The sequence below is a fragment of the Plantibacter sp. Leaf314 genome (genome assembly GCF_001423185.1).
In the GTDB taxonomy this organism is placed as follows: Bacteria; Actinomycetota; Actinomycetes; order Actinomycetales; family Microbacteriaceae; genus Plantibacter.
In genome coordinates this window covers 728,272-752,196 of sequence record NZ_LMOB01000001.1, presented here as the reverse complement: position 1 = coordinate 752,196, position 23,925 = coordinate 728,272, and the positions used below count along the sequence as shown (strand labels likewise).

Below are 23,925 nucleotides of genomic sequence, written 5' to 3'. Positions count from 1 at the left end.
CTCGGCTCGTGTTCCAGCGAGCGTACTGAGGCGGCGTTTCCGGACCGTTGCCCGGATGTGTCCCCGACGGGTCGAGGACCGCACAGACGGTGGGACACGATGTGAGGTCGGTTTCACCTCACCGAAACCTCGCGGGTGATCAGCCGAAACACCCCGCCCGTAGCGTCGGTGCTCCGACGCACGACCAGCAGGAGGCCGACGATGAGCGTGACGACACCGGAGCAGACCGCGCGGACGGCGCTCGCCGACTGGCGACGGGTCTGCGCCATCGACGATCTCGAGCTGTCGTGGGGCGAGGTGGCGCTGCTCCGCGCACGCCAGATCGCCGTCTTCCGCATCGGCGCCGAGGAGGTGTACGCGGTCGACCACCGAGACCCCCAGACGGCGGCGCCGGTGATGGCCCGCGGCATCGTCGGCTCACGGGGAGAGCGTCCGACCATCGCCTCGCCGCTGCACAAGCAGGTCTACGACCTCGGAACCGGCGAGTGCTTCACCGACCCGAACCTGTTCCTCAGGACCTTCAGCACCCGCATCGTCGGGGGCTTCGTCGAGATCGAGCTGGGGGAGGAGCGATGACCCTGCTCGCCCCCGGTGTCCGCCGGGCGGAGCCCGCCACCCGCACGACGCCGGCCCTCGTCGCCGTCTCGCACGGCACGAGCTGTCCCATCGGCCAGGCGTCGGTCGCCGCGCTCGTCACCGCCGTCGAGCATGCCAGGGCCGACCTGCACGTCGCCGGTGGTTTCGTGGACGTCCAGCAGCCCGACGTCCCCGCTACGCTCGGCTCCGTGGAATCGGGCCGTCCGGCCGTCGTGGTGCCGCTGCTCCTGTCCGCGGGCTTCCACGTCCACGTCGACCTCGTGGAGGACCTCGAGGCGACGGAGCGATCGACCGCCCTGGCGCGCGCGATGGGGCCAGACGACCGCCTCGTCGCGGTGCTGGCCCGCCGACTCGAGGCGCTGCGCGTGACGCCCGACGACCGCATCGTCCTCGCCGCCGCCGGCTCGACGGATGCGCGTGCCGTCGCGGACTGCTTCGAGATGGGACGGCGCCTGGAGGCACGGTTGCGCGTCCCGGTCGTGACCGCGTTCGTCTCCGCCGCCAGCCCGGCGGTACCCGACGCGGTCGCAGAAGCCCGAGCGAGCCGACCGCGCGGGCGGGTCGTCATCGCGACCTATCTGCTGGCACCCGGATACTTCGCGCGGCTGCTCGAGGAAGCCGGGGCCGACGCGGTGACGTCGCCGCTCCTCCACCCGGGCGAGGCGCCGGATGCAGGCATCGTCGACCTCGTGATCGATCGCTACGAGGAGGCGTCGGCCAGGCTGTCCGACTGATCGACCCGACCGGGAGGCCGCCCCTCGCGCGAATAGACTGCTCCTCATGCGCATCGACATCGTCACGATCTTCCCGACCTTCTTCGATGCCCTGGACCTCTCCCTGCTCGGCAAGGCCAAGCAGAGCGGCCTGATCGAGCTGGACGTCCACGATCTCCGCGACTCGACGCACGACCGTCACCGCACGGTCGACGACACCCCGTACGGCGGAGGGGCCGGGATGGTCATGAAGCCCGAGCCCTGGGGCGAGGCGCTCGACGGCATCCTGGGTGACGACACCGAGGACGAGCCGCTCGTCATCTTCCCCTCGCCGGCGGGTGAGGTCTTCACCCAGGCGATGGCCCGCGAACTCGCCTTCGAGTCGCACCTCGTGTTCGGCTGCGGCCGGTACGAGGGCATCGACCACCGCGTCTTCGAGCACACGGCCAGCCGGGCACGCGTCCGCCTCGTGAGCCTCGGCGATTACGTCCTGAACGGCGGCGAGGTCGCGGTCATGGCGATGATCGAGGCGATCGGTCGGCTGGTCCCCGGCGTGGTGGGCAATCCCGAGAGTCTCGTCGAGGAGTCGCACGAGGACGGTCTGCTCGAATACCCGAGCTACACGAAGCCGTCCGAGTGGCGAGGGCTGCCGGTACCGCCGGTGCTCCTGAGCGGCAACCACGGGGCCATCGCGACGTGGCGGCGCCAGCAGCAGCTCGAGCGGACCCGCGAGGTCCGGCCCGACCTGCTGCCGGACGACGTCACCGGTGGCTGAGCGGTTCGCGCTCAAGCGTCCTGGTCTCAGGGTCGCCGGCGCACCGCGGCCGCGATGCCTGCGACGACGAGGACCGCTCCGGTCGCGATGATCGCACCGGTGATCCAGCCGAGCGGGTCGATACGCACCTCGGTGAGGTTGGTGACCAGCATGGCCCCGGCGAAGACGAGCAGGAGCACACCCCAGAGGATGGTGCCGAACCGGGGCGCCCGACCGCCTCGACCCGTCTGATCGGAGCCGCTCTTCGCCTCGTGGCTCGTCCGCTCTGACGTGGTCGTCTGATCGCTCGCCGGTGGAGTCGACTCCGTCGTCGCGTCGGTCCGGTCGTCCCGCTCGGTCCGGTCGTCCTGCTCGCTCATCGTCCCGCCTCCGCTTCCTCGGTCACGACCGCGCTACCGGCGACCGTCCACACCCGGACCCGCGTCGTGTCCGCCGACGTCGTCTGTCCGTACCTGGCCTCGTCCTGGAAGAGGGCTCCGCCGCGTCGGTCCGTTCCGTCCCGATCACCGCGTCCCGTGTCCAGGGTGCCCGCGATGGCCGAGAACTCGACGATCACCGGCACGTCCTCGGGGATGAGCACGTCGACCTCGCCGGCGACGATCCACACGTCGATCGTCCCACCGCGCAAGGCGTCGTCGTCGGCGAGTTCGCCGAGGTCGAGCGTGGGTTGGCCGGCGATCATGACGTAGCCACGTCGCTCGTCCGCATCCGTCGACGTCACGGTCCAGGTCGCGCGTCCGACCGGCAGGAAGGAGGAGCCGAGCGGGAACACCCCGGTGGCGAGCAACGAGATCACGGCGGCCCACGTGAAGAGCCCGAGCCAACCGCTCTCCCGTCCGCTGATGCCCGCGACGATCGTCGCGACGGCGAGCGCGCCGAGCGCTGCGGCGAGGCCGATGACGACGACGACGGGGATCGAGAACCCGGCGCTCGCTGCGACGACGGCCGCGCCGGCACCGGCGAGCAGCGCCAGCCCGAGGGTGATCGCGACGAAGGCCGCTCCCGGGTGCTGCGCACGCCGCTCTCGAGCCTTGGTCTCGCGCTCGGCCTGTTGCTCGGCGCGCTGGCGGCTCATCTCGTCCCGGAACTCCTGGCTCGTCCAGCCTCGGTGCTGGCTCGGAGCCCCGTCCCAGACGGTGGTGGGAGTGGCGCCAGGGGGCGGCATGGTCGCGCCCTGGTCACCTGGCGAACCGGCGACCTTCGCGAGTGACACCGGGGCCGTGGCGCCGGGGGAGGCCGGCGCCTGACCGGGAGGGCTGGAGGGGGAGAACGTGGCCGACGGTGCCGACGGCTTCGGGATCGAGGCGTCGCTGGTCCACGGGTCACGCTGCGATGGAGTCTCAGGGGGAGTCGCCCGCTCGGAGTCGCGTCGCGAGAACATCACGATCAGCCACACCGTGGCGACGATCAGTGCGATGACCCAGCCGGCGGTCATGGTCGACTCCAGCCAGCCCGGGAGGTTCCAAGCGTGCGGAACGCCGTCCCACCAGAGACCACGCATGAACGGCACGACGGTGAGTACCGCGAGGATGCCAATGGCGACGATCGCCGGGTCGAACACCCCACGGATCGCCCGTTCGAGATGGATCCGACCCTGCTGGTCGGGGATGAGTGCCCAGCCCGCGGCGTAGACGAAGAGGACCGGTCCGCCCAGGATCGCGATGACGATGAGGGCGCCGCGCACGATCATCGGATCGAGGCCGAGCCGAGTCGCGACACCGCCGGCGACACCGCCGAGCCAGGAGTCGTCCGAGCGACGGAGACCGGTGGACCGCCACCAGTCGAAGAAGCGGGTCGTCGGATCCTGCGGGGCGGGTGCGCCCTGTTCTGCTCCGGCGGCTGGCGTGCTGTGGTTCGTCATGATCCGATTCTCGCGAAGCGCCCGGGCCCGGCCCATCCGGCATGACCCTGAGCGCACCCTGAACCTGACCTCCCAGGGTGCCGACCGCATCCCGAACTGCTTGGATGGCTCCATGGGAACCGAGGTGATGATCCGTCCGAGGCGCCGCCTGCTCGGCGGCGTCTGCGCCGGTTTCGCCGAGCACACCGGTCTCCCCGCCGCCGCGGTGCGGACGGCGACGGTCATCCTCGCCTGCTGCGGCGGAGCGGGCCTACTCCTCTACGTGTGGCTGTGGGTCATGACGCCCACGCAGGGTGTCGATGCACCGATCGATCCTCGCGAGCACCTGCTGCGCCCTGCCTCGACCGATGGCGCAGCGGACTCCGACATTCCTCGTCGGGCGCCGATCACGGAGGTGCTCCTCGGCATCGCCCTGCTCGCGGCCGGGACCGCGCTGATCGCGACGCGGACCGGGATGGACATCCCGCTCGAGGCCGTCATCCCCGTGATCGTCGTCCTCGCGGGTGCCGCGCTCGCGTGGAGGCAGTTCGGCGAGCGTGGTCGTGGTGAGGGCTCCCGCGCGCTCCTGATCCGCGTGCTCGGAGCGCTCGTCCTCGTCGTCCTCGGCATCCTCCTCTTCTTCGTGACCGGCGATCGCCCGAACATGTGGACGGTCATCGTCGCCGCGCTCGCCGTCCTCCTCGGGGTCGCGGTGGTGATCGCCCCCTGGGCGCTCCAGCTCAACCGCGACCTCGCAGACGAGCGAGCCGCGCGGATGCGGGAGGCCGACCGCGCCGAGATCGCGGCGCACCTGCACGACTCGGTGCTCCAGACGCTCGCGCTCATCCAGCAGCAGGCCGGGCCCGGCAGCGAGGCGTCCCGTCTGGCCAGGGCGCAGGAGCGCGAGCTGCGGAACTGGCTCTTCTCCGGCGGGACCGCTCCGACGGGCGATCTGGCGACCGAGCTGCGGACCATCGCGGCCGCGGTGGAAGCGGACCACGCGGTGCGCGTCGACGTCGTCGCGGTGGGGCGGCCCGTCGACGACGCTCCCGAACCGCTCCTCGCCGCCGCGCGGGAGGCCGTGCTCAACGCGGCACGTCACGCGGGCGGCGACGTCTCCGTCTACCTCGAGACGGCACCGCAGCGGATCGAGGTGTCGATCTCCGACCGTGGTCCCGGCTTCGACCTCGAGCAGGTCCCGCGCGACCGCCTCGGGGTCCGTGAGTCGATCATCGGCCGCATGCAGCGCATCGGTGGTGAAGCGACGATCCGTTCGCGACCCGGCGGCCGCGGCACCGAGGTCCGTCTCGTCCTGCCTGTCCACGACGCCGCGCCGCCCGCGCCGCAGCCCGCACCCGTCCAGACCGTTCCGAGGAGCCGACCATGAGCGAGCGACCACTGACCGTCGTGATCGTCGACGACCACTCGATCTTCCGTTCCGGGCTCCGCAGCGAGCTCGGGCCGGGGATCGACGTCCTCGGCGAGGCGGGAGACGTCGAGGAGGCGATCCGGGTCATCGCAGAGACCCGCCCACAGGTCGTGCTGCTCGACGTCCACCTGCCGGGCGGTTCCGGTGGCGGGGGAGCCGACGTCATCGCCGGCTCGGCCGCGATCGTGCCCGCCACGCGGTTCCTCGCGCTCAGCGTGTCGGATGCCGCCGAAGACGTGGTCCGGGTCATCAGGGCGGGAGCGCGCGGCTACATCACGAAGAGCTCCTCGGGCGCGGAGGTCGCGGAGGCGGCGAGACGCGTCGACGACGGCGACGCTGTTTTCTCACCTCGTCTGGCCGGCTTCGTGCTCGACGCCTTCGGTGCCGTGGCGGGGGAGACGGCCCAGTCCGTCGACGAACTCGACCGCCTCTCCGCCCGCGAGCAGGAGGTCATGCGGCTCATCGCGCGCGGATACGCCTACAAGGAGGTCGCGACCGAGCTGTTCATCTCCGTCAAGACCGTCGAGACCCATGTCTCGAGCGTCCTCCGCAAGCTCCAGCTGTCCTCGCGCCACGAGCTCGCCGCCTGGGCGCTGCAACGCAAGCTGCTCTGACAGGTCCCGTCTGCCGCGGCTCGGCCGTGAGCGAACGCCCAGCGCACGCCAGGGGACCCGACGGTACCCTGGGGACATGATCATCCGGCGGGCGTTCTTCTACTGGCGATTCATCGCGATCTTCGTCCTGCCCGCCTGGCCGTTCGTCGGATGGGGTCTGTTCGGCGAGAGCGGCTGGAGCCTCGTCGGGCTGTTCATCGCGATGCCGATCCTCGCCATCGCGCTCGCCGCGATCGCCTTCCTCATCTCGGCCCGCGCGAGTGTCCGCACGACACGCCTCGTCTCCTGGACCGATGTCGGGCTGCTCGCCCTCTGGCACGTCACGATCATCTGCTTCGGCTCGTTCAGCTCGGGTGTGGCCCTCTGGGCCGTGCTCGGCGTCGTCGCCGGGCTCGCCGCGTTCTGGGGCGTCATCGCCCAGCTCATCTCAGAGACGACGCGCCGTGCGCGCGAGACGATGGCGGAGTTCGAGCGGATGGCCGCCGCCGCTCCGGGAACGGTACCCGGATCCTCGATCCCACCCGCGCAGCGGTTCGAACCCGGGCCGATCGACGGCGGCGAGTTCATCGTCATTGAGGAGAAGAAGCCCGACGAACGTCGCTGAGGAGGCGTCGGACGCGCCCGGTTACCCATCCGGAACGCTTTCATGACACAATTGCTGTTTGTGCCTCCGCAGTTCTGCCACAGGGGAACGCCGGCAACGGGCACACCCTTCCTTCCGAACGTATTCAGCGGTCGACCTGTGGCGGTCGCAGAGATGGAATCATCATGCACATTCTCGACTCAGTCGATGCAGCATCCCTCAAGTCGGACATCCCCGACTTCCGCGCCGGCGACAACGTCAAGGTGCACGTGAACATCATCGAGGGCAACAAGTCCCGTATCCAGGTCTTCCAGGGTGTCGTCATCGGCCGCTCCAACGAGGGCGTCCGCGAGACCTTCACCGTCCGCAAGGTGAGCTACCAGGTCGGCGTCGAGCGCACCTTCCCGGTCCACTCCCCGAACATCGACCACATCGAGGTCGTCACCCGCGGTGACGTCCGTCGCGCCAAGCTCTACTACCTGCGCGAACTGCGTGGCAAGAAGGCGAAGATCAAGGAGAAGCGCGACAACTAGTCGTCCTCCCGGTCGCCTGCGCGATCATTCCTGAGCTCCCCACCGGATAAGCTGGTGGGGAGCTCAGGCGGTTAAATGACAGACAATTCCCTGGCGGCAGACGCGTCGCCCGACCACAAGCAGCGCCCACGCGGGAAACGCGGAGCGCTGCTCTTCCTTCGCGACCTCCTCATCATCTTCGTGGTCGCGTTGTTGGTCTCCTTCCTCATCAAGACCTTCCTCGTCCGGTCGTTCTACATCCCGTCCGGGTCGATGGAGAACACCCTGCAGATCCAGGACCGCATCCTGGTGAACGAGCTCGTCCCGGACGTGGTCGCCCTGAACCGCGGCGACGTCGTCGTCTTCCAGGATCCGGGCGGCTGGCTGCCGCAGACGGTCGAGCCCCCGCAGCCGCCGGCCACCGCTGCTGTCGAATGGGTCCTGTCGATCTTCGGTCTCGTCGCCCCCGACAGCGACGACCACCTCATCAAGCGCGTCATCGGGCTCCCGGGCGACCACGTCACGTGCTGCAACCCGCTCGGCCAGATGACGGTCAACGGCGTGCCGCTCAACGAGCCGTACGTGAAGCTCCCCGCGGGCACCGAGAAGGTCTCCGGCGACGCGTTCGACATCGTGGTGCCGGAGGGCTCGCTCTGGGTCATGGGCGACAACCGCTACAACTCGAAGGACTCCCGGTACAACGCCGACACGCCTGGTGGCGGGTTCGTCCCGATCGACAACGTCGTCGGGCGGGCGTTCGTCATCACCTGGCCGTCCAGCAACTGGGCCTGGCTCGACAACTACCCCTCGGTGTTCCAGGGCATCCCCGCTCCAGAGAAGGAGTGATGGCGGTCAGCGAACCGACCCTCGAGGTCGAGCACGGACTGTTCGCCGCGGGGGTCCCGTCGGTCATCGGCATGGACGAGGTCGGCAGGGGCGCCATCGCGGGACCGGTGGCGGTCGGCGCGGCGGTCGTCGCCCCGGCGTGTGGTCCGTTCCCCGTCGGGCTCCGCGACTCCAAGCTGCTGAGTGAGCAGGCACGGACCCGCATGGAGCCGCTCACCCGCGAGTGGGTGCTCTACGGCGCGGTCGGGCTGGCGAGTCCGGCGGAGGTCGACGAACTCGGCATCACGGCCTGCCTCGGCCTGGCCGGGCGCCGTGCGTTGCTCGAGCTCCACGCCGTCGGAGCCGACGTCACGGGGTCGACCGTGCTCCTCGACGGGAACAGTGACTGGCTGAGCCGTTCGCTCCATCGCCCGCTCACGATCACCACCCGCGTGAAGGCGGACCGCGACTGTGCTTCCGTCGCGGCGGCGTCGGTCCTCGCCAAGGTGCATCGGGATCGGCTCATGATCGAGCTGCACGAGACGCTGCCGGAGTACGGCTGGCAGGGGAACAAGGGCTACGGCTCGGTCCACCACCTGGCGGCGCTGACGGAGCACGGTCTGACGCTGCACCACCGGAGCAGCTGGCTGCCGGCCTACACGTAGGATAGAGAGACCATGGACGAAGACGAGTTCGAAGACTACGACCGCGAGGTCGAACTGGCCCTCTACCGCGAATACCGCGACGTCGTGGGGCAGTTCAAGTACGTGATCGAGACCGAGCGCCGGTTCTACCTCGCCAACGAGGTCGAGCTCGTTCGACGCGACACGGCGAACGACTTCTACTTCGAGCTCTCGATGACCGACGTCTGGGTCTGGGACGTGTACCGCTCCGACCGCTTCGTCAAGAGCGTCCGCGTCCTCACCTTCAAGGACGTCAACGTGGAGCAGCTCTCCTCGCGCGACTTCGAGCTGCCCAAGGAGCTCACGCTCGACGAGTAACCGACACTCGCTCGCCGCCGACCCCGCTCCACAGGACGGTCCGTCGACCCGATCCTCGCTCCCACGTCACCCGGCGCATCCGAACCTCCTCCGTCCCGCTTGGCTGGGTGCCAGGAGGTGCACATGGCACGGAAGGACGAGCTCGGCCGTCGGGGCGAGCAGGTGGCGACGGAACATCTCGAGGCGTGCGGGTTCCGCATCCTGGATCGCAATTGGCGATGCCCGCAGGGCGAGCTCGACGTGGTCGCCGACGACGACGGCACCCTCGTCTTCGTCGAGGTGAAGACCCGTTCCGGTGTCGGGTTCGGAGACCCGACGGAGGCGGTCACCGCTCGCAAGCTCGCGAGGATCGGCCGCCTTGCCGGGGCATGGTGCGCCGAGCACCATCCACGGTCGAGGCGGATGCGCGTCGACGTCGTCGGGATCGTGCTGCCGCCGGAGGGCGGCGTGCGTCTCGAGCACCTCAGAGGGGTGTCCTGATGGCCGTGGCGCGCACCTGGTCCGTCGCCCTCGCCGGGCTCACTGGGTCGATCGTTGAGGTCGAGGCGTCGGCGTCGGCGACGGTCCCCGGCATGGCGATCGTCGGACTCCCCGACAAGTCCCTCGGCGAGGCCGCGCACCGGATCAAGAGCGCGACGGCGAACTCGGGTTGCCCGTTGCCGGGCGGCAAGCTCACGATCAACCTGTCGCCGGCGTCGTTGCCGAAGCAGGGGAGTGCGTTCGACCTCTCCATCGCCATCGCCTGTCTCGCCGTCGGCGGCCTCGTCCGCCGGGAGTCCGCCGAGCGGGTGGTGCATCTCGGTGAGCTCGGACTCGACGGTCGGCTGCGGCCGCTCACGGGTGTGCTCCCCGCGGTGCTCGCCGTGGCTCGCGCGGGCTACGACGCGGTCATGGTGCCGACCGCCAACGTCGCGGAGGCACAGCTCGTCCCCGGGGTCACCGTCATCGGCGCGACGTCGCTGCGCGACGCGGCGATCTGGCACGGCGCCGAACTGACGCCCATCGACCTGGAGCCGGTCCGGCAGCGGGTCGAGAAACTGCCGGAGCCGGACCCGCTCGACCTGGCCGACGTCGTCGGTCAGCCGGACGCGGTCGAGGCGATGGTCGCCGCCGCCGCCGGTGGTCACCACGTCATGATGGTTGGACCACCGGGTGCGGGCAAGACCATGCTCGCCGCCCGGTTGCCGGAGATCCTCCCCGATCTCGGCCCGGACGCCGCCGTCGAGGTCAGCTGTCTCCGGTCCCTGATCGGCCTCCCACCGGACGGATCCCTCGTGCGCAGACCGCCCTGGGAGAGCCCCCATCACTCGTCCTCGGCTGCGGCGATCATCGGCGGAGGTTCTCGGCAGATCCGGCCGGGGGCTGCGGCACGGGCAGCGCACGGGGTGCTCTTCCTCGACGAGGCACCCGAGTTCCGGGCGGACGTCCTCGACTCGCTGCGGCAACCGCTCGAGTCGGGTGTCGTCACCGTCCACCGTGCGCACGGCAGTGCGACCTTCCCGGCCGCCTTCCAGCTCGTCCTCGCCGCCAACCCATGTCCCTGCGGGCAGTACGGCACGGCGGACGGTGTCTGCACCTGTCCGCCGCAGGCCAGGCGGCGGTATCTCGGACGGGTGTCCGGACCGCTCCTCGACCGCATCGACATCCGGGTCCGTGTCTCACGGATCACCTCGGCGCTGTCCGGCCTCTCGCAGGAGGTCGGGCTGTCCACCGCCGAGGCCCGTGCCCGGGTCGAAGCCGTCCGGAGCGCGAGCGCCGAACGATTGGCGGGCACCGGCTGGACGACGAACGCGCAGGCCAGCGGCACCTGGCTCCGGAGCCCGCGGATGCGTCTCGCCAGATCGGTCACGGTGGCGCTCGACCGATCGCTCGAGCGCGGCGGGATCACGATGCGCGGGTACGACCGGATCCTCCGATTGGCGTGGACGCTCGCCGACCTCGACGACGCCGTCAGCCCCACGGCGGAGCACCTCGGCCGGGCGCTCTTCCTCCGGAAGGGCATCTCATGAGCTCCTGGTTCGGGTTGGACAGCACGCTGATCGACAGGCTCGTCCGGCGACTCGGGAACGATCCGGATGTCGACGGGGCAGGCGTCGTCTCCGACGCCGAGGCCGTGCGCGAGGCGTTCGCCAGGGCCGCGTGGACGATGATCGCGGAACCCGGCGACGGTGTCTCCGGGTTCGTGGTCGCCGCGCTCGGTCCGGCGGGGGCGCTTTCGGCCGTGATCGAGCGGGCCGGGCCGACGGAGCTGCAGCGCCGGATCCTGGCGAGCGGGTGGCCGGGAGCGGGCACCCCCGCATCATCGGACACCGACGAGCCGGCAGCACCTCCGGCTTCCCGCGTGCTCGGCAACGCGCTCGAGCGCTGGCGTCCCAGACTCGTGTCCGCGGACCTCGTCGCCGCCTGTGAGACGGCGATCAGCGTCGGTGCCCGGCTGATCCTGCCCGCCGGCCCCGGCTGGCATTCGGGCTTCGGCGATCTCGACGTGCACGCCCCTCACGCCCTGTGGCTGCGGGGCGATCCCGGAGCACCCGTCTCCGCCCGCTCGATCGCGATGGTCGGTGCGCGGGCCGCGTCCGGTTATGGCGAGCACGTGACCGCTGAGGCCGCGGCAGGGCTCGTCGACCGGGCCTTCACGATCGTCTCCGGTGCCGCGTACGGTATCGACGGTGCGGCCCACCGTGCTGCGCTCGGGAGCGGTGGGATGACCGTGGCGTACCTCGCCGGAGGGGTGGATCGTCCCTATCCGGCGGGTCACGACGCCCTGATCCGTCGGATCCGCGAATCGGGCGGTGCCGTGGTCAGCGAATCGCCGTGCGGCTCGGTGCCCTCGAAATGGCGGTTCCTGCAGCGCAACCGACTCATCGCCGCAGCCTCGTCCGCGACGGTCGTCCTCGAGGCGGGGAGTCGCTCGGGGTCCATCAACACCGCAGGCCACGCCGCGTCGCTCGGACGACCGCTCGGGGCCGTCCCTGGCCCCGTCACGAGTCCCTCCTCGGCGGGCTGCCACCGGCTGATCCGCGAGTACGCGGCCACGTGCGTGACGAACGCTGAACAGATGGCCGAGCTCGCCGGGTGGAGCGCGCTGGACGACACGGGCGAGGCGTACGCCTCCGTCGAGGAGCGCCGCGTCCGTGATGCCATGAGTGTCCGCTCGGCGCGCAGCGTCGACGCGATCGCGAAGGAGAGCGGTCTGAGCCTGCGCGAGGTGACGGGCGTGCTCGGCGCGCTGGACCTCGCCGGGGTCGTCTCGGAGCGCGAACACGGATGGGTGCTCCACGCCGGACGAGCATGACGTGCACGATCGGCGGGGGAGGGACGCGCCGCCGCACCCGTGCGGCAAGCTGTGCAGGTGGACATCGAGACGAGCGCAGCCGCCTTCTCGGAGCATCTCGTCTCCGAACGTCGGCTCTCGCCGCAGACCGTTCGCGCCTACGCATCCGATCTCCGGCAGCTCGCCGACTTCGCCAGCGGACGCGACGTCGACGACGTGAGCGGTGTGACCCTCGACCTCCTGCGTGACTGGCTCTGGGTGGCGTCCGAATCGGGCTCATCCAAGGCGACGCTCGCCAGACGGACCGCCACGGCCAAGGCCTGGAGCGCCTGGCTCCTCCGGACGGGCAGGGTCGACGCGGACGTCGCGGCACGCCTCCGGAGTCCGAAGACCGGTCGGACCCTTCCCCGGGTCGTCGGCCGCGGGCCCTTCGACGAGCTGCTCGCCGGGCTCGAGGACCGCGCGGCGGCGGGCGAGCCGAACGCGCTCCGCGATCTCGCCGTCGTCGAGCTCCTGTACGCGTCGGCGCTCCGCGTCTCCGAGCTCTGCGGCCTCGACCGGGACGACCTCGATCTCGACCGACTCACCGTCCGCGTGACCGGGAAGGGTGACAAGGAACGCGTGGTGCCGTTCGGTGTCCCAGCGCAATCGGCAATCGTCGACTACCTCACGAGCGCTCGACCGCAGCTCGCGGCTCGGGTCCGCTCGAGCGACGGTCGACCGGCGCCCGGCGCCGCCCTGTTCCTCGGAGCCCGCGGTGGCCGGCTCGGCCCGCGCTCCGTGTACACCCTCGTTGCCCGGCTCCTCGACGCCGTGCCCGGCGGCGGCCCGGCGGGACCCCACGCCCTGCGTCACACGGCCGCGACGCACCTCCTCGACGGCGGGGCCGACCTGCGAGCGGTCCAGGAACTCCTGGGGCACGCCAGCCTCGCGACGACGCAGATCTACACGCACGTCTCCGTCGAGCGCATCAAGGAGAGTTACCGCAGCGCCCATCCACGGGCCTGAGCCGCCGCCGTCGCGGTCAGCGGGAGCAGGACCGCCGGTGGGACCTCGCCGAGCAGCAACATCGGGTTGACGTAGACGCCGTCGCGTCGCACCCCGAAGTGCACGCACCGGTCGGCGCAATGTCCGCCACTGCCGACCGTCCCGATCGGCGCTCCACGCGGCACGGAGCTGCCGACCTCCACCGAGCCCACGACCGGTTCGATGCTGGAGACGTGTCCATCGTCGTGCCGGATCACGACCAACGGCCGGTCCACCACCGTCCCGCTGAAGGTCACGACGCCGGCGGCCGCAGCTGTGACCGGTGCTCCTGGGCTCGCCGCGATGTCGATCCCTCGATGGCCCGCCGAGTACGGATCCGGAGGAGCGACGAAGGGGGCGACGACCGGGTGCGGGGGAGCGAGGGGCCCGGACCAGGCCGGCGTCACGGCGGAGCCGTTCGACGGCGTGCCGAGCAGCAGGCAGACGGAGAGCAGGCGGAGCGTGATGGAGATGGTCATCATCCGAGGTTCCCGGAAGCGGGACACCCGGGGTCCACGGGGAATCGGGTGAGCGCAGCGGACGAGGTGTCGAGGCGGTTGTGGAGCGCGGTCGTCATGGTGCCCGGATGCTATGCTGAACGGAGCACCTCGCTCGTCGGGGTGACTACGCGTGCCATTTCGGCCTCCACTTCCATTCGGTCCTCGCTCTCCGGAGCGCGGCGGACGTGCGCCGGGCACCAGGGACGAGGCCATCCGGTCCGTCAGACAACCGAGGCACTCCCACCCGTCCGCGCCAGCGGTGCGGTGGCGAGCGCAGAACAGGAGAACGGCTCATGGCCGTCGTAACCATCCGCCAGCTGCTCGACAGCGGCGTGCACTTCGGGCACCAGACCCGCCGTTGGAACCCGAAGATGAAGCGGTTCATCTTCACCGAGCGTTCCGGCATCTACATCATCGACCTGCAGCAGTCGCTCGGCTACATCGACCAGGCCTTCGACTTCGTCAAGGAGACGGTCGCCCACGGCGGCACCATCCTCTTCGTCGGCACGAAGAAGCAGGCGCAGGAAGTCATCGCCGAGCAGGCGACGCGCGTCGGCCAGCCCTACGTCAACCAGCGTTGGCTCGGTGGCCTCCTCACCAACTTCCAGACGGTGTCGAAGCGACTCGCCCGGATGAAGGAGCTCGAGGAGCTCGATTTCGAAGACGCCTCGAAGAGCGGCTTCACCAAGAAGGAACTCCTCATCAAGAAGCGCGAGCTGGACAAGCTCCACAAGTCGCTCGGTGGTATCCGCAACCTCTCGAAGACGCCGTCCGCCCTCTGGGTCGTCGACACCAAGAAGGAGCACCTCGCGATCGACGAGGCGCGCAAGCTCGGCATCCCCGTCATCGGCATCCTCGACACCAACTGCGACCCCGACGAGGTCACGTACCCGATCCCGGGTAACGACGACGCGATCCGTTCCGTCGGCCTGCTGACGCGCATCATCGCCGACGCCGCCGCCGAGGGGCTCATCCAGCGCCACCAGAAGCCGACCGAGGGCGACGCCCCGGCCGAGCCGCTCGCCGAGTGGGAGCAGGAGCTGCTCCAGGGTGGCGAGCAGGGTTCCGCCGAGACCGCGAAGGTCGCCGATGAGGCCATCGCCGCGACCGACGCCGTCGAGTCCGCCCCCGCCGTCGAAGACGTCGAGGTCGCCGCAACCGAGTCCGCCGACGACGCCGCGGGTGCAGCTGCAGCCGAGCCCGTCGCCGACGAGAAGTAATCAAGGAGATCACCAGCAATGGCAAACTTTTCTCTTGCTGACCTGAAGGTGCTGCGCGAGCAGCTCGGCACCGGCATGGTCGACACCAAGAACGCACTCGTCGAAGCCGATGGCGACGTCGAGAAGGCGACCGAGATCCTCCGCCTCAAGGGTGCGAAGGGCAACGCGAAGCGTGCCGACCGCTCCACGAGCGAAGGCCTCGTCGCCGCGAAGGAGAACGGCGAGACCGCCACCCTCATCGAGCTCGCCTGCGAGACCGACTTCGTCGCGAAGGGTGAGAAGTTCCTCGCCCTCGCCGACCTCGTCCTCGACGCGGTCGTCGCCGCCGGCGCGACCACCGTCGAAGAGGGGAACGCGGCTCCGGCCGACGGCAAGACCGTCGCCGAGGTCATCGCGGACTCGGCAGCGATCATCGGTGAGAAGTTCGAACTCCGCCGCCTCGCGGTGGTCCAGGGCGAGCACTTCGCCGTGTACCTCCACAAGACCAACAAGGACCTGCCCGCGCAGGTCGGCGTGGTCGTCGGCTACACGGGTGACGACGCGGAGACGGCTCGCAGCACCGCGCAGCACATCTCCTTCGCCAACCCGTCCTACCTCAGCCGCGACGACGTCCCGGCCGACGAGGTCGAGAAGGAGCGCGAGATCGTCACCGAGATCTCGAAGAACGAGGGCAAGCCCGAGGCGGCTCTGCCGAAGATCGTCGAAGGCCGAGTGACCTCGTACTTCAAGCAGGTGGCGCTCCTCGAGCAGGACTACGCCAAGGACAACAAGTTGTCCGTGCAGAAGGTGCTCGCTGACGCGGGCCTCACCGTGACCGGGTTCGCCCGCTTCAAGGTCGGCGCGTAGCAGTTGTGACGGGGTCCGGATCGCCAGTGGCGATCCGGACCCCTTTGCGTGCACGGGCATATCCGTGCACGCCGAATCGGTGATGATCCAGCCGCGGAGTCGTCGGTTGTCGCGGACAGCGCGTGGCTCCGGGCACTAAGTTGTGTGAGGGACGAGGGAGGACAGGCGGATGCCGGAGAAGAAGCGCAGGGTACTGCTCAAGCTGTCAGGTGAGGCGTTCGGAGGCGGCCAGCTGGGCGTCAATCCCGACGTCGTCGGGTCGATCGCCCGAGAGATCGCGGAAGCGACCGCCGAGGTCGAGGTCGCCGTGGTCGTCGGAGGAGGCAACTTCTTCCGTGGTGCCGAGCTCAGCCAGCGCGGGATGGACCGCGGGCGAGCCGACTACATGGGCATGCTCGGAACGGTGATGAACGCCTTGGCGCTCCAGGACTTCCTGGAGCAGGCCGGCGCCGCGACCCGCGTGCAGTCCGCCATCGCCATGACGCAGGTCGCCGAGCCGTACATCCCGCTCCGCGCGGAGCGTCACCTCGAGAAGGGTCGCGTCGTGATCTTCGGTGCCGGCGCAGGGCTGCCCTACTTCTCGACCGACACCGTCTCGGCGCAGCGCGCGCTGGAGATCGGCGCCGTCGAGGTGCTCGTCGCGAAGAACGGTGTCGACGGGGTCTACACCGCCGACCCGCGCGTCGACCCGACCGCGACGAAGATCGACACGATCTCCTACCAGGAGGCCCTCCAGCGCGGCCTGAAGGTCGTCGACTCGACGGCGTTCAGCCTCTGCATGGACAACGGCATGCCGATGCGGGTCTTCGGCATGGAACCCGCCGGGAACGTGACGGCAGCCATCCGTGGCGCTGCGATCGGCACCCTCGTCACCTCCGCGTAGGCGGCAGGGCGGCCAGGTCCTGCGCCGTCGCCCGACTAGACTGAACCCAGTAATGCAATCAAAGGAGTGCTCGTGATCGCGGATGTCCTCTCGGATGTTGGTACCCGGATGTCGAAGGCCGTCGAGGCCGCGAAGGATGACTTCGCCACGGTGCGTACGGGTCGCGCCAACCCCCAGCTGTTCCAGAAGGTGCTGGTGAGCTACTACGGCACGCCGACCCCGCTCGCCCAGCTCGCCTCCCTGCAGAACCAGGAGGCGCGCACCATCGTCGTGACGCCCTACGACAAGACCGCGCTGCGCGACATCGAGCAGGCGATCCGGGACATCCCGAACCTCGGCGCCAACCCGACGAACGACGGCACGGTCATCCGGGTCACGATGCCGGAGCTGACCGCCGAGCGTCGCAAGGAGTACGTGAAGATCGTCCGCGGTAAGGGCGAGGACGCGAAGGTCTCCATCCGGAACATCCGTCGCAAGGGCAAGGACGACCTCGAGGCACTCAAGAGCGAGGTCGGCGATGACGATGTCGCGCGCGGGGAGAAGGAGCTCGAGGCGGTCACCAAGTCGCACATCGACGCCGTCGACGCCGCGCTGAAGGCCAAGGAGACCGAGCTGCTCTCGATCTGAGCCGCTGTCCGTCCGCTGATTCCGTTCGCCGCCCGGTCAATCGATCGACGGCCGGCCCGCTGGAGGTACCTGTGGAAGACGATGTCGCTTCCGGGCGGTCGGCTGAGCCGACGACGCCGGAACCCGGCAAAGCCGGCAAGCTCGGACCGCAGGAGCTGCGGTCGCAGCTGAAGGACCGTCGGGCCAAGTTCGAGCGCCAGGTCGAGGTCACCAGGGCCGACATCGAGCGCCAGGTCCAGGCCACGAAGGCGCAGTTCGACGCGACGAACGAGCGCATCGAGGCTCGTGTCGGCCGCAACCTGGTCAACGCCATCCTCATCGGGGTGGCGGCCGGCGGCATCATGCTCGTGAGCCTCATCATCTTCAAGGTGATCTTCGTGGTGCTCGCGTCGGCCGTAGTGGCCTTCGCAGCACTGGAACTGCGGAAGGCCCTCGAGCACACCGGCCGTCGGGTCCCGGCGATCCCGACGGTGATCTCGGCGGTCGCCATGCAACCGGCCGCGTTCTTCCTGCACGACGTGTGGCGCTGGTCGGTCGTCCTCCTCGGCATCCTGCTGGTGATCGTCTGGCGGGTGGCCGAGCAGCTGATCGCTACCAGGCGCACGGATCTCCCGACGCTCGTCCGGGATCTGGCCTCGGGGACCTTCATCCAGGTCTACGTGCCGTTCCTCGCGTCCTTCGCCGTCTACCTCGTCGCCCAACCGGACGGGGAGTGGTGGACGCTCGCCTTCCTGATCCTCGTCATCTGCGTCGACGTCGGCGCCTACGCGAGCGGTCTGTCGTTCGGCAAGCACAAGATGGCGCCCGTGATCAGTCCGAACAAGACGTGGGAGGGCTTCGCCGGGGCAGGCGTCGCGGCGGTCGTGGCCGGCGTCCTCCTGGCGATCCTGATGCTGGGCGTCCCGTGGTGGGTCGGTGTGCTCCTCGGTCTCCTGCTCCTCGGGAGCGCGACGGTCGGCGATCTCGCCGAGTCGCTCATCAAACGCGACATCGGCGTCAAGGACATGAGTTCCTGGCTTCCCGGGCACGGCGGATTCCTGGATCGGCTGGACTCCATCCTGCCGTCGGCCGTCGTCGCCTACGTCGTCTACCTGGTCTTCGGTTCGCTCGCGAGCTGAGTCGCCGGCACCCTCGGTTTCGCTCGATCAGTCCGTCATGGGGGAGAATGGTCCGGTGAGCACGATCTTCCCCACCTCCAAGCGTTCGAAGCGTGGCTACGATCCAGCCGAGGTCGACGAGTTCCTCGACCGCGCTCGCGCGGCGTACGCACAGGACGCCGAGGCCGACGCCGACACCGTGCTGTCCGCAGAGGACATCCGTCGGGTGGCCTTCCGGCTGGTGCGCGGCGGGTACAGCACCGAGCACGTCGACGCCGCACTGGAGCGCCTCGAGGACGCCTTCTCCCTGCGGGAGCGCGAGCGGTCCGTCGAGGAGCGCGGCGCGAAGGAGTGGCTCCGTGACGCCCGCGGCACCGCCCAGGTCATCCTCAACCGGCTGACCCGTCCCGAGGGCCAACGGTTCAATCGGGTGAGCCTCCTCGCGCGGGGGTACAGCCGGAAGGACGTCGACGCTCTGGCGGACCGCCTCGTCGCCTATTTCCACGACGGGACGCCGCTCAGTGTCGACCGTGTCCGAACCGCCGTCTTCCGCAACGAATGGGCGGGCTATCGAGAGTCGCAGGTCGACGCCCTCCTCGACAGCGTCGTCGACGTCATGCTGGCGGTTCGCTGAGGGTCCTCCTCTCCGGTGGCCTGTTCCGGTGTTCTCGGCTACCATCGATGCATCGTGCCTCAACACTCAACTGACGTGACTCCGTGGAAACCATCAGCCCAGCCGAACTCCGGTAAGGCTGTTCAGTCCTACCGTCGTCCGCGTTCGCGTGGCAAGAAGGTCCTCGGGATCTTCGCGGCCACCGCGGCGTTCGGCTTCGTGGCGGTGACGATGGTCGACCCGACCTCGAGCGTGGTGGCATCCTCCTACGCCGAGAAGCAGGCGCAGTTCGGCGGGAACGCCGCGCAGTCGGTGGTCGCCAGCTCGAACTTCCAGTACACCTTCGCCCGCGACAGCTACGAGGTCGTCGCTCCGCCGCCCCCGCCGCCACCCGTGGCCGCCCCGGCCGCGACGGACAAGGGTTCCTCGTCCGGCAGTGCGCCGGCGGCGGGAACACCCGACCCGGGTACGGCTCAGGCCATCGCGTACGACATGGTCATGGCGAACGGTTGGGGAGAGGGCGAGTACAGCTGCCTCGTATCCCTGTGGAACCGCGAGTCCGGCTGGAACGTGTACGCGTACAACGCGAGCTCCGGCGCGACCGGCATCCCGCAGGCACTGCCCGGCTCGAAGATGGCGTCTGCAGGAGCGGACTGGGCGACCAACCCGGCCACGCAGATCACCTGGGGGCTCGGGTACATCACGAGCCGGTACAGCACGCCGTGCGGTGCGTGGGCTCACTCGGAGTCGAACGGCTGGTACTGACCCGACCCGCGCGCCCGCTCGACGGGTGTCGGGGAGGCTGTGCCTAGACTTGACCCATGCCTCGACATCACCGCCATCGGCCTCGGCCCGGCGACGACGAAGGCAACGGGCTCGACCGGCTGCTCGCCGGGTGGAAGCGCACCGAAGACCACCGGGACGGCTCCTGGAATGTCCAACCGGTGTCCGGTTCCAGCGCACAGAAGACCTACGTCTGCCCGGGCTGCGGGCAGACGATCCCGCCGGGTACCGCGCACGTGGTGACCTGGCGCGCGGACGGCGTGCTGGGCGATCAGGCGGACATCGCCGCTCGACGCCATTGGCATGAGCGATGTTGGCGGATCCGTTGAGGGCGCTCCGGTCGCCCGGAGACGCCGACGATCCGCCCCGAGGAGGAGACATCACATGACCGACACCATCGAGATCCGCGGCGGGACCGAGTTGCCCGCCGTCCGCGAGGATATCGAGCTGCACACCAGCGACGGCCTGACCCTCGTCGGTGAGCTCGCCGTGCCGGCGGACGGCCCGATCGTCGCCACCCTGGTGACCCTGCACCCGCTGCCGACCGCTGGCGGGTTCATGGACTCCCATGTGCTCCGGAAGGCCGCCGCACGCCTGCCGGCCCTGGCGGGGATCGCCGTCCTCCGGTTCAACACGCGGGGGACCTCGTCACCCCGCGGGACGAGCGACGGCGCCTTCGACGGTGGAGTGGGCGAACGGGCGGACGTCGAGGCGGCGTTGGCCTTCGTCGCTGAGCGCGGACTCCCGCATCCGTGGTTGCTCGGGTGGTCCTTCGGAACCGAGTTGGTGTTGAAGTACGGACGCGAAGCGGCCGTCGACGGGGTGATCCTCCTCTCGCCGCCGCTCCACCGCACCAGCGACGACGAGTTGCGCGCGTGGGCCGCCGACGAACGCCCGATGATCGTGCTCGTCCCGGAGTTCGACGACTTCCTCCGGCCACCGGAGGCGACGGAGCGTTTCGGCGTCCTCCCGGGGGCGACGCTCGTACCGGTCGACCGTGCGAAGCACCTCTGGGTGGGCGAGAGTCAGACCCGACGCGTCCTCACCGAGATCGTGGCCGCGGTGCAGCCTGCGGCACTGCCGCTGCCGACGCACTGGCCGACGCCGGACCGTTCAGCAGCCGTCTAGCAGCCTCCCAGTCACGTCCGATAGCCTGAACCACCTGCGTCTCGTGCCGGCCCGACCCGCCGGAGCCCGTCGGGCGCATGATCACCCGCGTCGTCCCCGGCGCCAGAGGAGAGTATTCCGTGCGTTTCGTTCTCGCCATCGCCGCGTTCGTCGTGGCTGCCGTCATGATCGTGACCGGCATCGCGCAACGGACCGTGTTCCTCCAACCGGGTACGTTCAGCCTGTCGACGACGGTGGACGACGGAGACCGCTTCATCGTCATCCCCGGGAGTGTGTTGCAGTCGCAGCCGGGGGCGCAGTCGATCGTCGCGAGCGCCGGCGGCGACACACAGGTGTTCATGAGCTACGGTCGCGCGGACGACATCACCGCCTGGCTGGGCGACGAGCCCTACAGCCGGGTCGGGGTCAACAGCGCGGGGACCGCGCTGACGACGACGAGCGTCGTCCCGGACGCCGACGACTCCACGGACGACGGTGACGCGTCACCGAGCGACCAGCCCTCGACCGCTCCCTCCCCGGAGCCGACCGCAGCCGCCCCGGCCGACGACAAGGGTCCCGACCCGCGCGGGTCGGACCTCTGGCTCGGCGAGTACGACGAGGCCGGCGCCGTCATCGCGACGATGAACCTCCCGAAGGACATCGACGTCCTCGTCGCGACCGACGGCAGCGCCGCCGCCCCGGATTCACTCCGTCTCTCATGGCCCCTCGACAACGCCACCCCGTGGGCCGGGCCGCTGATCGCCGGCGGCATCGTCGTCCTCCTGGCCGGCATCGTGTTGTACCTGTCGGGCATCCAGCGGATGCGTCGCTCCCGCGGCCCGCGCCGCAAGGGTCCCGGCCAAGGACAGAAGGGCCTCACCAAGATGTCGAGACAGCCGAAGCCGCGTCGCCCCCGAGAACTCGGTGCAGGCAAGACCAAGCGCGGTCCGCTCCGCCGTTCCCTGGTGATCGGTGTGCCCCTCGTCCTCGTCGGGACGCTCGGGCTCAGCGGATGTTCACAGGACTACTGGCCCACGATCGGTGCTCCGTCCCCGACGCCGACGGTGACCGCGACCGATCTCCCGGCCGACAGCCAGGATCAGGACTTCGCTGCTCCCGTCGTCACCGTTCCCCAGGTCGAGCGCATCGTGTCGCGCATCTCGACCGCTGCCTCCGAGGCCGACGCCGCGCTCGACGGCACCGCCGCAGCGGTCCGGTTCGCCGGCCCGGCGCTCGCGGAACGCACTGCCAACTACGCCCTCCGTGCGAAAGTCGCCGACGCCGCCGGTGCGACGCCCATCCCGGCGTCGCCCGTCACCCTCACCCTGCCGCAGGCGACCGACGCCTGGCCCCGCACCGTCATGACCGCGATCCAGGACAAGTCGGACGAGACGGTTTCGCCGACCGTCCTCGTCATGACGCAGGAGGACCCGCGGTCGAACTACCAGGTCGTCTACGCGGAGAAGCTCCTCGAAGGCGCACGGCTCGAGAACGTCGCTCCGGCGACGATCGGCGCCGCGAGTGTGCCGCCGGACTCGAAGCTGCTCGTCATGCCGCCCGAGCAGATCGCGGCCGCGTACGCCGACATCATCACCAACGGTGACGCGAGTTCGTTCGCCGGCCTCTTCGACGCGGACGGCGACGTCTTCCGCACGCAGGTCGCCGCCGACCGGGCGACGAAGGCCGCCGGCCTGCCGACGACCGCGAGCATCGCCTTCTCGGCCGCCGCCGGGACCGGTCCGAACGTCGCGCTGGCGACCAACGACTCGGGTGCGATCGTGGCGGTCAACGTCCAGGAAGGTGAGACGGTCAGCGTCGTCACCGCCGGTGCTACCGTGAAACCTCAGGGTTCCGTCGCCGCGCTCTCCGGGATCACCGAGAGCGCGAAGGGGACGCAGGCCACCTACGGCGACCAGCTCCTGTTCTACGTGCCAGCCGTCAACTCCGGAGAGAAGATCACCTTGCTCGGTTTCACCCAGACCCTCACCGCCGCATCGGAGCTCCCGTGAGCGCCGCGGAGCCGAGCGCGGCGCACCTGCGCGGCGCCGTCGACCTGTCCGGCCTCGCCCGTCGCCACCAGGCACCGCCCGCCGGAGCTCCAGCTCAGCCGGGCCAGTCAGGCGCCCCCGCGGAGGCACCCGGCGCGACCACCGGACAGACCGTCGACGTCCCGTCGTTCGTCTTCGACGCGTCGGACGACGGATTCGGCCAGGTCGTCGAACTGTCCTCCGTCGTCCCGGTCGTGATCGACCTGTGGGCGGAATGGTGCGGGCCCTGCAAGCAGCTCTCGCCGGTGCTCGAACGTCTCGCTGCGGAATACGCCGGTCGGTTCGTGCTCGCCAAGGTCGACGTCGATGCGAACCCGCAGCTCTCGCAGGCGTTCCAGGCCCAGTCGATCCCGATGGTCGTCGCGGTCGTCGGTGGCCGACCCGTGCCGATGTTCAACGGTGCGATCCCCGAGTCCCAGGTGCGTGAGGTCATCGAGCAATTGCTCCAGCTGGCCGCGCAGAACGGCGTCTCCGGCCGCGCTGTCGTCGCCGACGGAGCGACCGCAGCCGAGGAGGCGGAGCCGGCGGAGCCGCCCCTGCCGCCGCTGCACGCGGAGGCGTACGAGGCCATCGAGCGCGCCGACTACCCGACGGCCATCGCCGCGTACGAGAAAGCCATCGCCCAGAACCCGAAGGACGACATGGCCGTGGCCGGCCTCGCCCAGGTACGGCTCCTGCACCGTCTCGGCGGGAAGACGTTGGAGGAGATCCGCAGTCGGGCTGCAGCCGCTCCCGCCGACCTCGACGCTCAGTTGGCGGTCGCCGACCTCGACCTGTCCGGCGGCCACGTCGACGACGCCTTCGACCGACTGCTCACGATGTTCCCCGAACTCGACCAGGCCGACAAGGACACGGTCCGGACGCGCCTGCTCGAGCTGTTCCAGGTCGCCGGTGTCACCGATCCCCGCGTCATGCGGGCTCGGGCGCGGTTGACCGGCCTGCTCTACTGATCCGTCCCGGTCCAGCGGACGACGAAGGCCCGCCTCCCTCAGGAGGCGGGCCTTCGTGCTGC

28 protein-coding genes are annotated in these 23,925 nt (G+C 70.0%); 25 read left to right on the top strand and 3 right to left on the bottom strand.

The window, feature by feature from the left end; translation table 11 throughout:
* Nucleotides 1-201: 201 nt before the first annotated feature.
* From nirD to trmD, 3 genes are read left to right on the top strand one after another with little or no spacing between them, the layout of a single operon-like run.
* Complete coding sequence (gene nirD, locus ASF68_RS03515) at nt 202-576, top strand: nitrite reductase small subunit NirD (RefSeq protein ID WP_056006869.1); 375 nt, start codon at nt 202-204, stop codon at nt 574-576.
* The gene (locus tag ASF68_RS03510; RefSeq protein WP_056006866.1) at nt 573-1,331 is read left to right on the top strand and encodes a sirohydrochlorin chelatase; all 759 of its coding nucleotides are present in this window, start codon (nt 573-575) and stop codon (nt 1,329-1,331) included. The genes nirD and ASF68_RS03510 overlap by 4 nt, the downstream gene beginning before the upstream one ends.
* Before the next feature lie 46 nt (nt 1,332-1,377).
* A complete protein-coding gene (gene trmD, locus ASF68_RS03505; protein ID WP_056006863.1) occupies nt 1,378-2,085 on the top strand; it encodes a tRNA (guanosine(37)-N1)-methyltransferase TrmD in 708 nt (235 codons plus the stop codon).
* A gap of 26 nt (nt 2,086-2,111) precedes the next feature.
* On the opposite strand, the gene ASF68_RS03500 is transcribed toward trmD, so the two are convergent.
* Both ASF68_RS03500 and ASF68_RS03495 read right to left on the bottom strand, forming a co-directional pair.
* On the bottom strand, nt 2,112-2,444 hold the full coding sequence (locus ASF68_RS03500; RefSeq protein ID WP_056006861.1) for a hypothetical protein: 333 nt from the start codon (nt 2,442-2,444) through the stop codon (nt 2,112-2,114).
* On the bottom strand, nt 2,441-3,946 hold the full coding sequence (locus tag ASF68_RS03495) for a PspC domain-containing protein (RefSeq protein ID WP_056006858.1): 1,506 nt from the start codon (nt 3,944-3,946) through the stop codon (nt 2,441-2,443). The genes ASF68_RS03500 and ASF68_RS03495 overlap by 4 nt, the downstream gene beginning before the upstream one ends.
* Before the next feature lie 112 nt (nt 3,947-4,058).
* Here ASF68_RS03495 and ASF68_RS03490 point away from each other — a divergent pair, with 112 nt between their 5' ends.
* The 11 genes from ASF68_RS03490 to ASF68_RS03440 all read left to right on the top strand — a co-directional run bounded on the left by ASF68_RS03490 (nt 4,059) and on the right by ASF68_RS03440 (nt 13,171).
* The gene (locus tag ASF68_RS03490; RefSeq protein WP_082498469.1) at nt 4,059-5,312 is read left to right on the top strand and encodes an ATP-binding protein; all 1,254 of its coding nucleotides are present in this window, start codon (nt 4,059-4,061) and stop codon (nt 5,310-5,312) included.
* A complete protein-coding gene (locus ASF68_RS03485) occupies nt 5,309-5,968 on the top strand; it encodes a response regulator transcription factor (RefSeq protein WP_056006855.1) in 660 nt (219 codons plus the stop codon). Before ASF68_RS03490 ends, ASF68_RS03485 begins: the two co-directional genes overlap by 4 nt.
* 76 nt (nt 5,969-6,044) lie before the next feature.
* Nucleotides 6,045-6,572 carry a hypothetical protein gene (locus ASF68_RS03480; RefSeq protein WP_056006854.1) on the top strand — a complete coding sequence of 176 codons (528 nt, stop codon included), beginning with the start codon at nt 6,045-6,047 and terminating at the stop codon, nt 6,570-6,572.
* 164 nt (nt 6,573-6,736) lie between these two features.
* Nucleotides 6,737-7,084 (top strand): 50S ribosomal protein L19, encoded by a 348-nt coding sequence (gene rplS / locus ASF68_RS03475; protein ID WP_056006851.1) that lies wholly within the window; start codon nt 6,737-6,739, stop codon nt 7,082-7,084.
* A 75-nt stretch (nt 7,085-7,159) separates the two neighbouring features.
* Nucleotides 7,160-7,909: a signal peptidase I gene (lepB, locus tag ASF68_RS03470; protein ID WP_056006848.1), complete on the top strand. Its 750-nt coding sequence runs from the start codon at nt 7,160-7,162 to the stop codon at nt 7,907-7,909.
* Nucleotides 7,909-8,553, top strand: coding sequence for a ribonuclease HII (locus tag ASF68_RS03465; protein WP_056006844.1), 645 nt, complete (start codon nt 7,909-7,911; stop codon nt 8,551-8,553). Before lepB ends, ASF68_RS03465 begins: the two co-directional genes overlap by 1 nt.
* A gap of 12 nt (nt 8,554-8,565) precedes the next feature.
* On the top strand, nt 8,566-8,889 hold the full coding sequence (locus ASF68_RS03460) for a DUF2469 domain-containing protein (RefSeq protein ID WP_056006841.1): 324 nt from the start codon (nt 8,566-8,568) through the stop codon (nt 8,887-8,889).
* A 123-nt stretch (nt 8,890-9,012) separates the two neighbouring features.
* Complete coding sequence (locus tag ASF68_RS03455; protein ID WP_056006838.1) at nt 9,013-9,369, top strand: YraN family protein; 357 nt, start codon at nt 9,013-9,015, stop codon at nt 9,367-9,369.
* Nucleotides 9,369-10,898: a YifB family Mg chelatase-like AAA ATPase gene (locus ASF68_RS03450; RefSeq protein WP_056006836.1), complete on the top strand. Its 1,530-nt coding sequence runs from the start codon at nt 9,369-9,371 to the stop codon at nt 10,896-10,898. Before ASF68_RS03455 ends, ASF68_RS03450 begins: the two co-directional genes overlap by 1 nt.
* A complete protein-coding gene (gene dprA / locus ASF68_RS03445; RefSeq protein ID WP_056006834.1) occupies nt 10,895-12,184 on the top strand; it encodes a DNA-processing protein DprA in 1,290 nt (429 codons plus the stop codon). Before ASF68_RS03450 ends, dprA begins: the two co-directional genes overlap by 4 nt.
* 57 nt (nt 12,185-12,241) lie before the next feature.
* Nucleotides 12,242-13,171 carry a tyrosine recombinase XerC gene (locus ASF68_RS03440; protein ID WP_056011311.1) on the top strand — a complete coding sequence of 310 codons (930 nt, stop codon included), beginning with the start codon at nt 12,242-12,244 and terminating at the stop codon, nt 13,169-13,171.
* Here ASF68_RS03440 and ASF68_RS03435 read toward each other — a convergent pair.
* Entirely contained in the window at nt 13,144-13,668 is a 525-nt protein-coding gene (locus ASF68_RS03435) for a murein hydrolase activator EnvC (RefSeq protein ID WP_162239335.1), read from the bottom strand. The two genes, ASF68_RS03440 and ASF68_RS03435, sit on opposite strands and share 28 nt — an antisense overlap.
* Before the next feature lie 314 nt (nt 13,669-13,982).
* On the opposite strand from ASF68_RS03435, the gene rpsB reads away from it, so the two are divergent.
* The 11 genes from rpsB to ASF68_RS03385 all read left to right on the top strand — a co-directional run bounded on the left by rpsB (nt 13,983) and on the right by ASF68_RS03385 (nt 23,863).
* Entirely contained in the window at nt 13,983-14,909 is a 927-nt protein-coding gene (rpsB, locus tag ASF68_RS03430; RefSeq protein ID WP_056006828.1) for a 30S ribosomal protein S2, read from the top strand.
* A gap of 18 nt (nt 14,910-14,927) precedes the next feature.
* Complete coding sequence (tsf, locus tag ASF68_RS03425; protein ID WP_056006825.1) at nt 14,928-15,755, top strand: translation elongation factor Ts; 828 nt, start codon at nt 14,928-14,930, stop codon at nt 15,753-15,755.
* A 169-nt stretch (nt 15,756-15,924) separates the two neighbouring features.
* Nucleotides 15,925-16,638, top strand: a complete 714-nt coding sequence (pyrH, locus tag ASF68_RS03420) for a UMP kinase (protein WP_056006822.1) — start codon at nt 15,925-15,927, stop codon at nt 16,636-16,638.
* Between the two features lie 72 nt (nt 16,639-16,710).
* Nucleotides 16,711-17,265 (top strand): ribosome recycling factor, encoded by a 555-nt coding sequence (frr, locus tag ASF68_RS03415; protein ID WP_056006819.1) that lies wholly within the window; start codon nt 16,711-16,713, stop codon nt 17,263-17,265.
* Between the two features lie 71 nt (nt 17,266-17,336).
* On the top strand, nt 17,337-18,383 hold the full coding sequence (locus ASF68_RS03410; RefSeq protein WP_235526746.1) for a phosphatidate cytidylyltransferase: 1,047 nt from the start codon (nt 17,337-17,339) through the stop codon (nt 18,381-18,383).
* Between the two features lie 55 nt (nt 18,384-18,438).
* Entirely contained in the window at nt 18,439-18,996 is a 558-nt protein-coding gene (locus ASF68_RS03405) for a DivIVA domain-containing protein (protein WP_235522551.1), read from the top strand.
* Between the two features lie 75 nt (nt 18,997-19,071).
* Nucleotides 19,072-19,740, top strand: coding sequence for a lytic transglycosylase domain-containing protein (locus ASF68_RS03400; RefSeq protein ID WP_200921020.1), 669 nt, complete (start codon nt 19,072-19,074; stop codon nt 19,738-19,740).
* Nucleotides 19,741-19,796: 56 nt separating this feature from the next.
* The gene (locus tag ASF68_RS18435) at nt 19,797-20,087 is read left to right on the top strand and encodes a hypothetical protein (protein ID WP_082498467.1); all 291 of its coding nucleotides are present in this window, start codon (nt 19,797-19,799) and stop codon (nt 20,085-20,087) included.
* 55 nt (nt 20,088-20,142) lie between these two features.
* Nucleotides 20,143-20,886 carry an alpha/beta hydrolase gene (locus ASF68_RS03395; protein WP_056006813.1) on the top strand — a complete coding sequence of 248 codons (744 nt, stop codon included), beginning with the start codon at nt 20,143-20,145 and terminating at the stop codon, nt 20,884-20,886.
* Nucleotides 20,887-21,005: 119 nt separating this feature from the next.
* On the top strand, nt 21,006-22,874 hold the full coding sequence (locus ASF68_RS03390; protein ID WP_056006810.1) for a hypothetical protein: 1,869 nt from the start codon (nt 21,006-21,008) through the stop codon (nt 22,872-22,874).
* The gene (locus ASF68_RS03385; protein ID WP_056006807.1) at nt 22,871-23,863 is read left to right on the top strand and encodes a tetratricopeptide repeat protein; all 993 of its coding nucleotides are present in this window, start codon (nt 22,871-22,873) and stop codon (nt 23,861-23,863) included. The genes ASF68_RS03390 and ASF68_RS03385 overlap by 4 nt, the downstream gene beginning before the upstream one ends.
* The last annotated feature ends 62 nt before the right edge of the window (nt 23,864-23,925 follow it).